At 71.2% G+C, this 14,873-nt stretch carries 14 protein-coding genes and 1 pseudogene; 11 read left to right on the forward strand and 4 right to left on the reverse strand.

From position 1 onward, the window contains the following. The first annotated feature begins 90 nt into the window (after window positions 1-90). From nth to marP, 4 genes are read left to right on the forward strand one after another with little or no spacing between them, the layout of a single operon-like run. Complete coding sequence (gene nth, locus FPZ47_RS09650) at window positions 91-771, forward strand: endonuclease III (protein ID WP_168209407.1); 681 nt, start codon at window positions 91-93, stop codon at window positions 769-771. An 8-nt stretch (window positions 772-779) separates the two neighbouring features. After that, the gene (locus tag FPZ47_RS09655; protein ID WP_144950685.1) at window positions 780-1,418 is read left to right on the forward strand and encodes a TlpA family protein disulfide reductase; all 639 of its coding nucleotides are present in this window, start codon (window positions 780-782) and stop codon (window positions 1,416-1,418) included. Window positions 1,419-1,468: 50 nt separating this feature from the next. Next, the gene (locus FPZ47_RS09660; protein WP_425461763.1) at window positions 1,469-2,254 is read left to right on the forward strand and encodes an NUDIX hydrolase; all 786 of its coding nucleotides are present in this window, start codon (window positions 1,469-1,471) and stop codon (window positions 2,252-2,254) included. A gap of 11 nt (window positions 2,255-2,265) precedes the next feature. After that, window positions 2,266-3,459, forward strand: coding sequence for an acid resistance serine protease MarP (gene marP, locus FPZ47_RS09665; RefSeq protein ID WP_144950681.1), 1,194 nt, complete (start codon window positions 2,266-2,268; stop codon window positions 3,457-3,459). Here the strand turns inward: marP and FPZ47_RS09670 are convergent. The 3 genes from FPZ47_RS09670 to FPZ47_RS09680 all read right to left on the reverse strand — a co-directional run bounded on the left by FPZ47_RS09670 (window position 3,452) and on the right by FPZ47_RS09680 (window position 5,767). Next, window positions 3,452-4,411, reverse strand: coding sequence for an alpha/beta fold hydrolase (locus FPZ47_RS09670; protein WP_144950678.1), 960 nt, complete (start codon window positions 4,409-4,411; stop codon window positions 3,452-3,454). The two genes, marP and FPZ47_RS09670, sit on opposite strands and share 8 nt — an antisense overlap. Further along, the gene (locus FPZ47_RS09675) at window positions 4,412-4,948 is read right to left on the reverse strand and encodes a phage holin family protein (RefSeq protein ID WP_144950677.1); all 537 of its coding nucleotides are present in this window, start codon (window positions 4,946-4,948) and stop codon (window positions 4,412-4,414) included. Window positions 4,949-5,095: 147 nt separating this feature from the next. Next, complete coding sequence (locus FPZ47_RS09680; protein WP_144950675.1) at window positions 5,096-5,767, reverse strand: cutinase family protein; 672 nt, start codon at window positions 5,765-5,767, stop codon at window positions 5,096-5,098. Between the two features lie 368 nt (window positions 5,768-6,135). On the opposite strand from FPZ47_RS09680, the gene FPZ47_RS09685 reads away from it, so the two are divergent. Continuing rightward, a complete protein-coding gene (locus FPZ47_RS09685; RefSeq protein WP_144950673.1) occupies window positions 6,136-6,834 on the forward strand; it encodes a S1 family peptidase in 699 nt (232 codons plus the stop codon). A gap of 1 nt (window position 6,835) precedes the next feature. Here the strand turns inward: FPZ47_RS09685 and acs are convergent, their stop codons facing one another. Further along, window positions 6,836-8,794 carry an acetate--CoA ligase gene (gene acs / locus FPZ47_RS09690; RefSeq protein ID WP_144950671.1) on the reverse strand — a complete coding sequence of 653 codons (1,959 nt, stop codon included), beginning with the start codon at window positions 8,792-8,794 and terminating at the stop codon, window positions 6,836-6,838. 211 nt (window positions 8,795-9,005) lie between these two features. On the opposite strand from acs, the gene FPZ47_RS09695 reads away from it, so the two are divergent. The 6 genes and pseudogenes from FPZ47_RS09695 to FPZ47_RS09720 form a co-directional block, all read left to right on the forward strand. Beyond that, window positions 9,006-9,500, forward strand: a complete 495-nt coding sequence (locus tag FPZ47_RS09695) for a DUF4232 domain-containing protein (RefSeq protein ID WP_425461764.1) — start codon at window positions 9,006-9,008, stop codon at window positions 9,498-9,500. A 46-nt stretch (window positions 9,501-9,546) separates the two neighbouring features. Then, complete coding sequence (locus FPZ47_RS09700; RefSeq protein ID WP_246133352.1) at window positions 9,547-11,172, forward strand: peptide ABC transporter substrate-binding protein; 1,626 nt, start codon at window positions 9,547-9,549, stop codon at window positions 11,170-11,172. 4 nt (window positions 11,173-11,176) lie between these two features. Further along, on the forward strand, window positions 11,177-12,103 hold the full coding sequence (locus tag FPZ47_RS09705; RefSeq protein ID WP_144950665.1) for an ABC transporter permease: 927 nt from the start codon (window positions 11,177-11,179) through the stop codon (window positions 12,101-12,103). Then, complete coding sequence (locus tag FPZ47_RS09710) at window positions 12,096-12,956, forward strand: ABC transporter permease (RefSeq protein WP_144950663.1); 861 nt, start codon at window positions 12,096-12,098, stop codon at window positions 12,954-12,956. Before FPZ47_RS09705 ends, FPZ47_RS09710 begins: the two co-directional genes overlap by 8 nt. Next, complete coding sequence (locus FPZ47_RS09715) at window positions 12,953-14,590, forward strand: dipeptide ABC transporter ATP-binding protein (RefSeq protein ID WP_144950746.1); 1,638 nt, start codon at window positions 12,953-12,955, stop codon at window positions 14,588-14,590. The genes FPZ47_RS09710 and FPZ47_RS09715 overlap by 4 nt, the downstream gene beginning before the upstream one ends. Further along, window positions 14,580-14,873, forward strand: a pseudogene (locus FPZ47_RS09720) (oxidoreductase); the annotation flags it as partial. The gene FPZ47_RS09715 and the pseudogene FPZ47_RS09720, both read left to right, overlap by 11 nt.

The raw sequence follows: 14,873 nt of genomic DNA on the forward strand, positions 1-14,873 counted from the left end.
CCGTCCCGGCGCACCAGGTCAACGGCGGCCGTGGCCGGGCGGCGGTGGACCGAAGAAACCCGGACCGGGCTGGTGCGACGGGCCCGCCGGATGAATCGCACGCTGGCGCGGGCCTTTCCGGACGCGCATTGCGAACTGGACTTCACCACGCCGCTGGAGCTGACGGTGGCCACCATCCTGTCGGCGCAGAGCACCGACAAACGGGTCAACCTGACGACGCCGGCGCTGTTCGCGCGCTACTCCTCGGCGCTGGACTATGCGCAGGCCGACCGCGCCGAACTCGAGGACCTCATCCGTCCCACCGGGTTCTTCCGTAACAAGGCGACCTCCCTGATCGGCCTCGGGCAGGCCCTGGTCGAGCGGTTCGACGGTGAGGTACCGGCCACGCTGGCCGAACTGGTGACGCTGCCCGGAGTGGGGCGTAAAACCGCCAACGTCATCCTCGGCAACGCCTTCGGCGTTCCGGGCATCACCGTCGACACCCATTTCAAGCGGCTGGTGGGCAGGTGGCGCTGGACCGCCGAACAGGACCCGGTCAAGATCGAGCACGCGGTCGGTGAGCTGATCGAGCGCGCCGAGTGGACGATGTTGAGCCATCGCGTGATCTTCCACGGCCGCCGCGTGTGTCACGCACGGAAACCGGCCTGCGGCGTCTGCCTGCTCGCCAGGGACTGCCCGTCCTTCGGGCTCGGGCCCACCGAACCGCTGCTCGCCGCGCCGCTGGTGCAGGGCCCCGAAGCCGGGCACCTGCTGGCCCTGGCCGGGCTGTAAGCACGACCTTGACCCGCAGCACGCGCTGGACCGTCGCGATCGTGGCGGTGGTGGTGGCGCTGGCGGCCGCGCTGGTGGCCCAGCTGCGCGACGACGCCCCGGGGCCCGCGGCGACCGGCATCGGCGCCGCACGCGAGCACCGCGACGCCGACACCCCGGCCGCGCTGGCCGGCCCGCGGCAGCGGGCGAACCTGCGGCCCTGTCCCGCTCCGGCCGGCGGTCCCGGCCCCGCGGCGCTGCGCGGGGTCACGGTGGAATGCGCCGCCGACGGGACCGTCGTCGACGTCGGCCGGGCGCTGGCCGGGCGGCGGGTGGTGCTGAACTTCTGGGCGTACTGGTGCGCCTCGTGCACCGCCGAGTTGCCCGCGTTGGCCGAGTACCAGCGCCGGGCCGGCCCGGCCGTGACCGTGGTGACCGTGCACCAGGACGAGAACGAGGCGGCCGCCCTGCTGCGGCTGGCCGAGCTGGGGGTTCGGCTGCCGACCCTGCAGGACGGCCGCCGCCGGGTGGCGGCGGCCCTGCGGGTGGTTAACGTGATGCCCGCGACGGTGGTGCTGCGACCGGACGGTAGCGTTGCCCAGACGCTGCCGCGCGCTTTCGCCAGCGCCGACGAGATCGCCGCTGCGGTCGGGGACCAGGCGGAATGAGACGGCAGCTCGAGACGGACGGGCGGCCAGGGGAGCCAGTGGAGGTGGCGGTGAGTGCATGGGGTACCGCCCGCGCGCACGGGTCGGACCCCGTGCCGCCCGAACTCTGCCCGCGCTGGCTGCGCCCCCTGCTCGACAACCTCGGCCATATTCCCGACGCCTATCGGCGCCGGCTGCCGCCCGACGTCCTGGCGATGCTGACCTCCGGGGCGGCGTCCGCGGCCGGCGAGCGGCGGGACGCCGCCGTGCTGGTGTTGTTCTCCGGCCCGGAGTCCGGACCCGACGACGGCGGCGTGCCCGACGAGGCCGACCTGCTGGTCACCGTGCGGGCCGCGACGTTGCGCCATCACGCCGGCCAGGCGGCGTTCCCCGGCGGCGCCTCGGACCCCGCCGACGACGGGCCGGTGGCCACCGCCCTGCGTGAAGCGCGCGAAGAGACGGGCCTCGACCTGGCCAGGCTGCGTCCGCTGGCCACCCTGGAGCGGATGTTCATCGCGCCGTCGCAGTTCCACGTGGTCCCGGTGCTGGCCTATTCGCCGGATCCCGGGCCGGTGGCCGTCATCGACCGCGCCGAGACCGCGGTCGTGGCCAGGGTTCCGGTGCGCGCGTTCGTCAACCCGGCCAACCGGCTGATGGTGTACCGCGGCGACCTCGGCCACCGTTGGGCCGGGCCGGCGTTTCTGCTGAACGAGATGCTGGTCTGGGGCTTCACCGGCCAGGTGATCGCCGCGCTGCTCGACGTCGCCGGTTGGGCCCGGCCCTGGGAGACCACCGACCTGCGCGAGTTGGACGAGGCGATGTCGCTGGTCGGCGAGCAGGGCGAGCCGCCCCGATGAACCTGACCTCGATGACCCCGTCGCAGTGGCTGGACGTCGCCGTCCTGGCGGTCGCCTTCATCGCGGCGGTCTCGGGATGGCGTTCGGGCGCACTGGGTTCCGTCCTGTCGTTCGCCGGTGTGCTGCTCGGCGCGATCGCCGGGGTGCTGCTGGCGCCGCACATCGTCAGCCACATCGCCGCACCCCGCGCCAAGCTGTTCACGGCGCTGTTCTTGATCCTCGCGCTCGTGGTGGTCGGCGAGGTGGCCGGCGTGGTGCTGGGCCGGGCGGTCCGGGGCGCCATCCACAGCCGCGTCATCCGCACCGTCGACTCGGTCATCGGGGTGGGGGTCCAGCTCGTCGTGGTGCTGACCGCGGCCTGGCTGCTGGCCACGCCGCTGACCCAGTCGAAAGACCAGCCGGAGCTGGCGGCCGCGGTCCGGGGCTCGCGGGTGCTCGCGCAGGTCAACGAGGTCGCCCCGCCCTGGCTCAAGACGGTGCCCAAGCGGCTGTCGGCCCTGCTGAACACCTCGGGGCTGCCCGCGGTGCTCGAGCCGTTCAGCCGCACCCCGGTCATCCCGGTCGCGTCACCGGATCCCGCCCTGGCCACCAATCCGGCGGTGACGGCCGACGCGCCGAGCGTCGTCAAGGTGCGCAGCCTGGCACCCAGCTGCCAAAAGGTGCTCGAGGGTAGCGGATTCGTCATAGCGCCCGACCGGGTGATGACCAACGCGCACGTGGTGGCCGGGTCCAACAGCGTCCAGGTGTACGCCAGCGGGAATCCGCTCGACGCCACCGTGGTGTCGTACAACCCTTCGGTCGACATCGCCATCCTCGCCGTCCCGCACCTGCCGCCGCCGCCCCTGCCCTTCGCCCAGACGCAGGCCAAGACCGGCGCCGGCGTCGTCGTGCTGGGGTATCCGGGTGGCGGCAACTTCACCGCGACCCCGGCCAGGATCCGCGAGGTCATCAAGCTCACCGGCCCCGACATCTATCGTGATCCCACACCGGTCACCCGCGACGTCTACACCATCAGAGCCGATGTGGAGCAGGGTAATTCGGGTGGCCCGCTGATCGACCTCGACGGCCATGTGCTCGGCGTGGTGTTCGGCGCGGCCGTCGACGACCCCGACACCGGCTTCGTGCTGACGGCCGATGAGGTGGCCGGGCAGCTGTCCCGCATCGGTGACACCCAGCCGGTGGGCACCGGGGCCTGCGTCAGCTGACCCCGTGCACCTGCTCGAGGAAGCGCATCAGGTGCCTGTTGATTTCTGCGGGCAGCTCTTCGTGGCTGAAATGCCCTGCGCCGGCGACCGATAGGTAGCGCCCGTGCGGGGCGTACCGCTGCGTCCGGTCGACCGGGTCGGCCAGCACATAGGGGTCGGCGTCGCCGCGCAGATGTAGCAGCGGCACGCCGAGCTGTTGCGACATCGAGGCCATGAACCGCCGGCCTTCGGTGCGCAGCTGGCTGCGCACCGCCCAGCGCTGGTACTCCAGGGCGCAATGCGCGGCCGCCGGAATCTGGATCGCCGTCCGCAGATAGCGCATCGATTGGGAGAAGTCTTCGGAGGCAACCCATTTCGCGCTGCTACGGCTGGCGACAAGGCGCTCGATCTCGGCCGCGTCGTCCCGGGTCAGCAGGCGCTCCGGCCACAGCGGCAGCTGATAGCGCAGCAGCATGGGCAGCAGCGCGTGACCCTGGTCCCGCCGGTTCAGGGCGGACCGGCGCAACGCGGCCGGATGCGGCGAGCTGATCAGCGCGATGGCGCGCACCAGGCGTGCATGCAGCAGCGCGGTGGTCCAGCACGCCAGCCCGCCATCGGCGTGGCCGACCAGGGTCGCCGAGGAGTGCCCCAGCGCGCGAATCAGTCCCGCGGTGTCACCCGCGAGCGTCCAGCCGTCGTAGCCGCGCGGCGGCTTGTCGCTGCCACCGTAGCCGCGCAGGTCGACCGCCACGACGCGCGCATCGGTCAGCCCGCGCAGCTGGTGACGCCACGACCACCAGAACGACCCGAAACCGTGCAGCAGCATCACCAGCGGCCGCGCCGTGGCCGGGGTGTTCGCGTCCCGGCCGGCCGGCAGCGCTTCGACGACATGGAATCGAATGCCGTTGGCGTGCACGTCCAGATGCCGCCACGGCCCGTCGATTCGGGTCATCGACGGATCCGGTGGTGCCACCTACCAGCCCGAGGTGTCGGCGGGGGCGCCGCCGGGCGGCGTCTCGTGCCTGCCCCGCGGCTCGGCGCCCGCCTTGTCGTGGCCCCTGTCGTGGCCGGAGGTCAGGGCGGTGCGGGTCTCGCGGACCGATTCGATCGTCTCGCGCGGTCCGCGGATCCGGCGCACCTTCACAAAGCCCAGCAGCCCCAGCGCCGCCCCGACCACCACCATGATCGCGAACACGATCAGGTAGGCCGCCCAGTGCCACAGCCAGGTGTCGAGCAGTTCGGCCAGGAAGAAGAAGAAAAAGAACGTGGAGTAGAACAGCACCACCAGGGCGGCGATGAAGAACACGCTGCCGGTGAGGCCCTTCTTGACGTCGCGGGTGATCTCGGCGCGGGCCAGTTCGATCTCGGCGCGCAGCAGGGTGGACACCTGGGTGGTCGCGTCCTTGATCAGGTCACCGATCGACGGTTCGGCGGGCCGGGCGTGCGGATCGGTCAACGGAATGGTGGTCAGCGTGCTGGGCACACCGTTCTTGCGATCGGCTCTGCTCACAGACGGTCCTCTTTCCTCACATTGCTTCGGTCGCCCGGCGTGCGTCGTCGCGGATTATGTTGCCATGCGGCGCGCGGCCGGACGAGGTCAGCCGAGATCAGCGAGAACCGCGGATGAGCCGCGACGACCGCGGCCCCGGGCCGGCGGTCAGAGGTGGCTCGCGGCGTAGTCGGCTCCCCTGGCGACCATGCCGTCCTGGTACGCGGACACGTTGTGCAGCGCGAAGTCGAGCCCCTCGGAGCACACCGGGTCGTTGTCGACGCACAGCTCGAGGGTCTTCGGCTGATACAGCGGGCCGATGGTCACCGGCGGCTCGCCCAGGAAGTTCATGGCCCGCTCGTTCGGCAACCCGAACAGCACGACCGAGGACACGTGGTCGGCGAGGTCGGGCGAGAGCGGCTTGGGCACGGTGGCGGGGTCGACGCCGGCGGGCACCGCCGGCGAGGTGACGAAGCCCATCACGGCCGCGCCCTGCGAGTACCCGCTCAGCACCATCTTGGTGTTGGGGCAGTCCTTGGCCATCGAGACGATGTGCGCGCCCGCATCCCGGACACCGTCGATGCCGGTGTCCCACTGGTCGCTGGCGGGGTAGTTGACCGCGTACGCCCCCAGCGACCGTGCGCCGACGCGGGAACGCAGCTGGTTGACGAATGCCTCGCCGACGGGGCCGATCCCGGGCGGCTCACCGGTGCCCCGGGCGAACACAACCTGCGAGGCCGGGCAGGTGGCGGCAGCCGCCGACGGAGCGGGCGCGCCGACCAGCCCGCACGCCGCCAGGGCGGCAACGGACAGCAATTGCATGATGCGCGATGAACTCATGTTCAATAAATTCCCGCTTGCGCCGCGCTCAATCTGAGAGAACTCTGTGGGCCGATGCTGCAGGAACGTCTCCGCCGTCCGATGCATCGGGTTGCCAAGCCTTCCGCCTTCGTTCATTCTCTTCCGACCGCCTACTTCGATACTCGTCCGCCTCGGGTTTCGGCTTTCCTCGATGCCGAAGGGTACCGCACCACGGCGCGGACAGCGACGACCTCGCCGAGGACATCAGCGTTGGCGCCGAACCCCTTTGCGGAGGAACCGAATTAGGGTCCTGTTTGCTGGGTGTGCCGACGCCGCGGGTCCGGCGGCCCGCAGACTAGACTGACCCAGCCCCGCGAAATGTGGGACCGGTTGATGGGAGTTTTGCTTTGCAGACGGTGCACCGTTGCATCCCGGCGGCGGTGGTGGCCGTGCTCCTGGCCATCGGTTTGCCGGCCGGCCCGGCGATCGCCGACGGCAAGGTCCCGATGGGGGGCGGCGCGGGCATCGTCATCAACGGCGACACGATGTGCACCCTGACGACGATCGGCAACGATGCCGCCGGCGAGCTGATCGGCTTCACCTCCGCGCACTGCGGCGGTCCGGGTGCCAAGGTCGCCGCCGAGGCCGCCGAGAACAGAGGCCAACTGGGCACCATGGTCGCCGGCAACGACAACCTCGACTACGCGGTGATCAAGTTCGATCCCGCGAAGGTGACACCGGTGGCCGACTACAACGGGTTCCCGATCGACGGCATCGGCGAGGACCCGGCCTTCGGCCAGATCGCGTGCAAACAGGGCCGCACGACCGGGAACTCCTGCGGGGTCACCTGGGGCCCCGGGCAGGACCCCGGCACCATCGTCATGCAGGTCTGCGGCCGGCCCGGCGACTCCGGTGCACCGGTGACCGTCAACAACATGCTGGTCGGAATGATCCACGGAGCCTTCACCGACACCCTGCCGACCTGCGTCATCAAATACATCCCGCTGCACACCCCGGCGGTGGTGCAGTCGTTCAGCGCGATCATGGCCGACATCAACGCCAAACACCGGGCCGGCGCGGGGTTCGCGCCGATCTCGGCGGCCTGAGCTACTTGTCGGAACGGATCGCGTCGAACACGCCCGGATCCAGCAGCGTCGAGGTGTCGCCCAGCTCGCGGTTCTCGACGACGTCGCGCAGCAGCCTGCGCATGATCTTGCCGCTGCGGGTCTTGGGCAGCTCCGGCACCACGTGAACCTCCCGCGGCCGGGCGATGGGGGAGATCTCCCGGGCCACCTCGACGCGCAACTGGTCGACGATCCCGTCGTGCACCGCGACGTCGGCGCACAGGACGACGAACGCGCAGATGGCCTGCCCGGTGGTCTCGTCGGTCATCCCGACGACGGCCGCCTCCGCCACCGCCGTGTGGCCGACCAGCGCCGACTCGATCTCGGCGGTCGACAGCCGGTGCCCCGACACGTTCATCACGTCGTCGATGCGGCCCACCACCCAGATGTCACCGTCGGCGTCGTACCAGGCGCTGTCGCCGGCGAAGTACCAGCCGCGCTCGGCGAACCTGGACCAATAGGTCTCGGCGTAGCGTTGCGGGTCCCCCCAGATACCGCGCAGCATCGACGGCCACGGCTGGTCCAGGACCAGGTAGCCGGTGGCGTGCTCACCCTGCCTGCCCCCGGGCGGCAGTTGGTCCCCGTGATCGTCGACGATCCTGGCCGAGATGCCCGGCAGCGGCGTCATCGCCGAACCCGGTTTGGTCGCGGCGACCCCGGGCAGCGGGGAGATCATCGCGGCGCCCGTTTCGGTCTGCCACCACGTGTCCACGATCGGGAGGCGGTCCGCGCCGATCACCTTGCGGTACCAGCGCCAGGCCTCGGGGTTGATCGGCTCGCCGACCGACCCGAGCAGCCGCAGGCTGGACAGGTCGTGCGCGTCGGGGATCTCGCGTCCCCATTTCATGAACGTGCGGATCAGGGTGGGTGCGGTGTAATAGATTGTCACGCCGTACTTTTCGATGATCTCGAAGTGTCGGTGCTGAGTTGGCGTGTCCGGGGTGCCCTCGTAGAGCACCTCGGTGGCCCCGTTGGACAGGGGACCGTAGACCCCGTAGGTGTGCCCGGTGACCCACCCGATGTCCGCGGTGCACCAGAACACGTCCCGCTCGGGTTTGATGTCGAAGACGTAGTGGTGCGTGTAGGAGGCCTGCGTGAGGTAGCCGCCGGTGGTGTGCACGATCCCCTTGGGCTTGCCCGTGGTGCCCGAGGTGTAGAGCAGGAACAACGGCTGCTCGGCGTCGAAGGGCTCCGGGATGTGTTCGGCGGGTGCAGAATCGACGACTTCGTCCCACCACAGGTCACGGCCGTCGCTCCACGACACGTCCATCCCGGTGCGGCGCACCACCAGAACGTGCTGCACCGGGGTCGGTCCGTCCGGGCCGTGCGCGACCGCCTCGTCGGCCGCGTCCTTGAGCGGCGCCGGTTTGCCGCGGCGGAACTGCCCGTCACTGGTGATCAGCAGCTTGGCCTGGGCGTCGGCGATCCTGACCTGCAACGCCTTTGCGGTGAAACCGGCGAAGACCACGCTGTGCATGAGGCCCAGCCGGGCGCAGGCCAGCATCGCGATCACGGCCTCGGGGATCAACGGCAGGTAGATCGCGACCCGGTCGCCGGCGACCAGGCCCAGGCGGGTCAGCGCGTTGGCCGCCCGGCACACCTCGGCGCGCAGATCGGCATACGTCAGGCTGCGGCTGTCGCCGGGTTCGCCCTCCCAGTGGATGGCGACCCGATCGCCGTGACCCGCCTCCACGTGGCGGTCCACGCAGTTGTAGGCCACGTTGAGCTTGCCGTCGGCGAACCACCTGGCGAACGGCGCCTCCGACCAGTCCAGCACCTCGGTGAACGGGGCCGCCCAGGACAGCCGATTGGCCTGCGCGGCCCAGAAACCCAGCCGGTCGTCCTCGGCGTCGCGGTACATCTGCGCGCGGGCGTTGGCCTGCCCGGCGAACTGCGGTGGTGGCGGATACGACGCCGGGCCTTCGGTACCGGTGGCGGTCACTGGCTTACTCCTGGGTCGAGGTACGGCCGTTTGCTGGGCTCGCGATTCGCCTCAGCGTGGGCGGGCCCGTCAACCGTCATGTGAGCCTAGCCCCGCGATGATACGGCCGCGCGCGTCATTCCGAGGTCAAAGGGGGCCCCGATAGCGGATAATCACCGGTGTGCCGGCACACCACGCGCGGCCCACTCGCCGCCTGATTCCCAGCTTTGCCGTGGCTGCCGCCGGTTGCGCGGCCACCACCCAGCTGGGAGGCCCGGCCTGGGCCGCGCCGGCCGAGGGCACCGACGAGCCGCCGCCGTGCTGGTCGGACCAGATCGCGGTGAACGGCACCCCGGCCGAGGGCGCCGTGGGCCACCGGGCGCTGACCCTGATCTTCACCCTGGCCGGCGGGGCGGACCCGTGCACCCTGACCGGCTATCCCGGGGTGGACACCGGCGCCGGCGGCCCGCTCGTCCATGCCGAACCCACCCTGCGCGGGTACATGGGCGGCCTGCCGTCCGGCATCGACGTGCCGCCCGCCGTCACCCTGTCGCTGTCGAGTGGGGGCCGGGCCGTCGTGGAAAGCCTGGCCGTCGACGAGCACGGCAGCCCGTGCCCCACTTACACCGAGTTGCTCGTCAACCCGCCCGACACCACCGAGGTGCTGACGATACCGGTCAGCATCGATGCCTGCCTGCTGCAGGTGCACCCCCTCACCCCCGAGTGACGGGTGCGCCGCCGCCCTTCGCTTAGGGTCGGGTGTCATGCGTCGGATGCGGGCACGGCTGGTTCTGGTCGCCGCCGGAGTGCTGGCGCTGGCGCCGCTGGGCTCGCTGGCCGGTTGTGGCGGCGGGATCCTGAGCCCCGACCTGGTGGTGGTCAACGGCGGTGAGCCACCCAACCCGCTCGTCCCGACCGGCACCAACGACAGCAACGGCGGCAGGATCATCGACCGGATTTTCGCCGGGCTGGTGTCCTACGACGCCAACGGGACACCGGCCAACGAGGTGGCCGCCTCGATCGACACCACCGACACCATCAACTACCGGATCACCCTGAAACCGGGATGGACGTTCACCGACGGCTCCCCGGTGACCGCCCACTCCTTTGTCGACGCGTGGAACTACGGGGCACTGGGCGCCAACGCCCAACTGCAACAGAGCTTTTTCAGCCCGATCGAGGGGTTCGACGAGGTCGCCGGCCGGGCAGCCGGCACGACGGGGCCGACCACCATGTCGGGGCTGCACGTGGTCGACGACCTGGCGTTCACCGTGCGGTTGAAGGCGCCGACCATCGACTTCGAACTGCGGCTGGGCCACAGCTCCTTCTATCCACTGCCGGCCGCGGCGTTCCGGGACATGGCCGCCTTCGGCCGCCACCCCGTCGGCGACGGTCCCTACCGACTGGCCGACGGTCCGGGCGGCCCGGCCTGGGAGCACAACGTCCGGATCGACCTGCGGCCCAACCCCGGCTACCACGGCAACCGCAAGCCGCACAACAAGGGGCTGCGGTTCGAGTTCTACTCCAACCTCGACACCGCCTACGCCGATCTGCTCTCCGGCAACCTCGACGTCCTGGACACGATGCCGCCCAGCGCGCTGCCGATCTACGCACGCGACCTGGGCGACCGCGTCGCCGCCGGTCCCGCGGCGGTCAACCAGACCCTCGACACCCCGCTGTGGCTCCCGCATTTCGGCGGTGAGGAGGGCCGGCTGCGGCGCCTGGCGTTGTCGGCCGCCATCAACAGGCCGCAGATCTGCCGGCAGATTTTCGTCGGAACACGCAGCCCGGCAAGCGATTTCACAGCCAGATCGTTGCCGGGATTCGACCCGCACCTGCCCGGCGACGACGCACTGGACTTCAACCCGGACCGGGCGCGCAAACTCTGGGCACAGGCCGACCGGGTGTCGGCGTGGCGCGGCCGTTACGCGATCGCCTACAACGCCGACGCCGGCCATCGGGAGTGGGTGGACGCGGTGGCCAACAGCATCAAGAACGTGCTGGGCATCGACGCCGCCGGAGCGCCGCAGCCGACGTTCGCCGGGTTCCGCACCCAGATCACCAACCGCACCATCGGCAGCGCCTTCCGCGCCGGATGGCAGGGCGACTACCCATCGATGATCGAGTTCCTGGCGCCGCTGTTCGCCACCGGGGCGGGGTCCAACGACGTCGGCTACTCCAGCGCGAGGTTCGACGCGGCGCTGGCGGCCGCCGAAGCCGCGCCCGACCTGCGGCGGGCGGACGCGCTGGCCAACGACGCGCAGCGAATCCTGTTGCACGACATGCCCGTCGTCCCGCTGTGGGACTACATCGGCGTGGTGGGGTGGTCGTCGCAGGTGCGCGGCGTGGCGGTCACGTGGAACGGCCTGCCCGACTACGAGCGCATCGTCAAGGCCTGACGAGATGGGCTGGTACGTCGCGCGCCGGATCGCCGCCATGGTGCCCGTCTTCCTCGGGGCCACGCTGCTGATCTACGGCATGGTGTTCCTGCTGCCCGGCGACCCGGTGGCCGCGATCGCCGGGGACCGGCCGCTGACACCGGAGGTGGCCGCGCAGCTGCGGGCCCGCTACCACCTCGACGACCCTTTCCTGCTGCAGTACCTGCGCTACCTGGGCGGCGTGCTGCACGGCGACCTGGGGCGCTCCTACTCGGGCCTGCCGGTGAGCGACGTTCTGGCGCATGCTTTTCCGGTCACCCTGAGGCTGGCGCTGATCGCGGTCTGCGTCGAGGCGGTGCTGGGTGTGGGCTTCGGGGTGGTCGCCGGCCTGCGCCAGGGCGGCATCTTCGATGCCACCGCGCTGCTGGGCGGGCTGATCCTGATCGCGATCCCGATCTTCGTGCTGGGCTTCCTGGCCCAGTTCGTGTTCGGCATCTGGCTGGGCATCGCACCGGTCACGGTGGGCGGGAGGTCGACGTTCGCGCGCCTGTTGCTGCCCGGGATGGTCCTGGGATCCGTGTCGTTCGCCTACGTGCTGCGGTTGACCCGTTCCGCCGTCGCGGCCAACGCCCACACCGACCACGTCCGCACCGCCACCGCCAAGGGCCTGTCCCGGCCCCGCGTCGTGACGGTGCACATCCTGCGCAACTCGCTGATCCCGGTGGTGACGTTCCTGGGCGCCGACCTGGGGGCCCTGATGGGCGGGGCGATGGTGACCGAGGGCATCTTCAACATCCACGGCGTCGGCGGCGTGCTGTACCAGGCGGTGACCAGGCAGGAGGCGCCGACGGTGGTGTCGATCGTGACGGTGCTGGTGTTGATCTACCTGGTCACCAACCTGGCGGTGGATCTGCTCTACGCCGTCCTGGACCCGCGGATCCGGTATGGGTGAGGGCGGACTCTGGCGCGACACCTGGGGCGGCCTGCGCCGGCGTCCCAAGTTCGTGGTCGCCGCCGCGCTGATCCTGTTGATCCTCGCCGTCGCCGCGTTCCCGGGATTGTTCACCGGAGCCGACCCGCAGTATGCCGACCCCGCCCAGAGCCTGCTGCCCCCCTCGGCGGCCCACTGGTTCGGCACCGACCTGCAGGGCCACGACATCTACGCGCGTACCGTCTACGGGGCGCGGGCCTCGGTCACCGTGGGGCTCGGGGCCACCCTCGTGGTGTTGGTCGTCGGTGGCGCGCTGGGCGCGCTGGCGGGGTTCTACGGCGGCTGGGTGGACGCGGTGGTCTCGCGCGTCACCGACGTGTTCTTCGGGCTGCCGCTGCTGTTGGCCGCCATCGTGCTGATGCAGGTCCTCCGCCAGCGCACGGTGTGGACGGTGATCGCGATCCTGGCTCTGTTCGGCTGGCCACAGGTCGCCCGGATCGCCCGCGGCGCGGTAATGGAGGTCCGGGCCTCCGACTATGTTCTTGCGGCCAAGGCGTTGGGAATGAACAACTTTCAGATACTGCTGCGGCACGCCCTGCCCAACGCCCTGGGCCCGGTGGTGGCGGTGGCCACCATAGCCCTGGGTCTGTTCGTCGTCACCGAGGCGACGCTGTCCTACCTCGGGATCGGGCTGCCGGCGTCGGTGGTCTCCTGGGGCGGCGACATCAGCGTCGCGCAGACCCGGCTGCGGTCGGGCTCGCCCATCTTGTTCTACCCCGCCGGCGCACTGGCGGTCACGGTGCTGGCCTTCATGATGATGGGCGACGCGCTGCGCGACGCGCTGGATCCGGCGTCACGGGCGTGGCGACCGTGAGCGCCCAGGCATCGCCGCTGTTGTCGGTGCAGGGGCTGGAGGTCACGTTCGGTGACCGGCCGGTGGTCCACGGGCTGGACCTGAGCGTGCTGCCCGGGCAGACCGTCGCCGTCGTCGGTGAGTCGGGCTCGGGGAAGTCCACCACGGCCGCCGCCATCCTCGGGCTGCTGCCGCCCGGTGGGCGAATCACGTCCGGGCGCATCGTCTTCGACGGGCGCGACATCGTGTCGGCCGGTCGCGGCGCCGACCGCCGGCTGCTGCGGTCGATCCGGGGCCGCTCGATCGGCTACGTGCCCCAGGACCCCATGACCAACCTCAACCCCGTCTGGAGCGTCGGTTTCCAGATCCGGGAAGCGTTGCGGGCCAACACCGGCAGCCGAGGGGCGCGCCGGCGTGCGGTGGAGTTGCTCGCCGAGGCGGGGATGCCGGACCCCGGGCAACAGGCCGGCAAGTACCCACACCAGCTTTCGGGCGGCATGTGCCAGCGGGCGCTGATCGCGATCGCGCTCACCGGGCGACCGCGTCTGCTGATCGCCGACGAGCCGACGTCCGCGCTGGACGTCACCGTCCAGCGCCAGGTGCTCGACCACCTGCAGCGGCTCACCGGGCAACTGGGCACCGCGTTGCTGTTGATCACCCACGACCTGGCGCTGGCCGCCGAACGCGCCGAGTCGGTGGTCGTCGTGCACCGTGGCTCCGTCGTGGAATCCGGTGCCGCAGCGCAGATCCTGCAAAATCCGCGGCACGAGTACACCCGGCGGCTGGTGGCCGCGGCCCCGTCGCTGACGGTCCGCAGCCCGCGCCGGAAGGCGGGCGGCGACGGGGGCGACATCCTCGTCGCGTCGGAGCTGACGAAGGTCTACCGCGAGTCGCAAGGGGCACCGTGGCGGCGGGGCGAGTTCCGTGCCGTCGACGCCGTGTCGTTCCGGTTACGCCGGGCGGGCACGCTCGCGATCGCCGGAGAATCGGGATCCGGCAAGTCGACACTGGCGCGGATGGTGCTCGGTCTGCTGGCACCGACCGCGGGCACGGTGGTGTTCGACGGCACCCGGATCGACGGCACCCTGGCCCGCGACGCCGAGCTCGCCTTTCGCCGACGGGTGCAGCCGGTCTTCCAGAACCCTTACGGCAGCCTGGATCCCAGGTACACCGTGTTCCGCGCCATCGAGGAGCCCCTGCGGATCCACCGGATCGGCGACCGCGCCCGGCGGGCGCGGGCGGTGCGCGACCTCGTCGACCAGGTGGCGCTGCCGTCGTCGGTGCTGGGTCGGCTGCCCCGCGAGCTGTCGGGTGGTCAGCGCCAGCGGGTCGCCATCGCCCGGGCCCTGGCACTTCGGCCCGACGTGCTGGTCTGCGACGAGGCGGTCTCGGCGCTCGACGTCGTGGTGCAGGCGCAGATCCTGGACCTGCTGGCCGATCTGCAGGCCGAACTCGGCCTGGCCTACCTGTTCATCAGCCACGACCTGGCGGTGATCCGGCAGATCGCCGACGAGGTGCTGGTGATGCGGGCCGGCCGGGCGGTCGAGTGTGCGCCCACCGACGAAATCTTCGACCGGCCCCGCCACGCGTACACCCGGCAGTTGCTGGAGGCCATCCCGTGCGGCCCGGCTAGGTTGAGAACCCGTGACCGATGACCCGCTGGCCCCGCTGATGGGGCTGCCCGGTGTGGCCGAGGCCAGCGACCACGTCCGCGACGCGCTGAGCCGGGCGCACCGGCACCGGGCCAACCTGCGGGGCTGGCCGGTCACCGCCGCCGAAGCCGCGCTGCGGGCGGCGCGCGCCTCGTCGGTGCTCGACGGCGGACCCGGGCGGGTCGACGATCCGGGCGAGATCGCCCAGGTCAGCGATCCGGTGTTGGCCGGGGCGCTGCGGGTGGCGCAGGCCCTGGAGGGGGGCGAGGGGCCGGTGGTCGGGGTC

It is taken from the genome of Mycobacterium helveticum, assembly GCF_007714205.1.
Classification (GTDB): domain Bacteria; phylum Actinomycetota; class Actinomycetes; order Mycobacteriales; family Mycobacteriaceae; genus Mycobacterium; species Mycobacterium helveticum.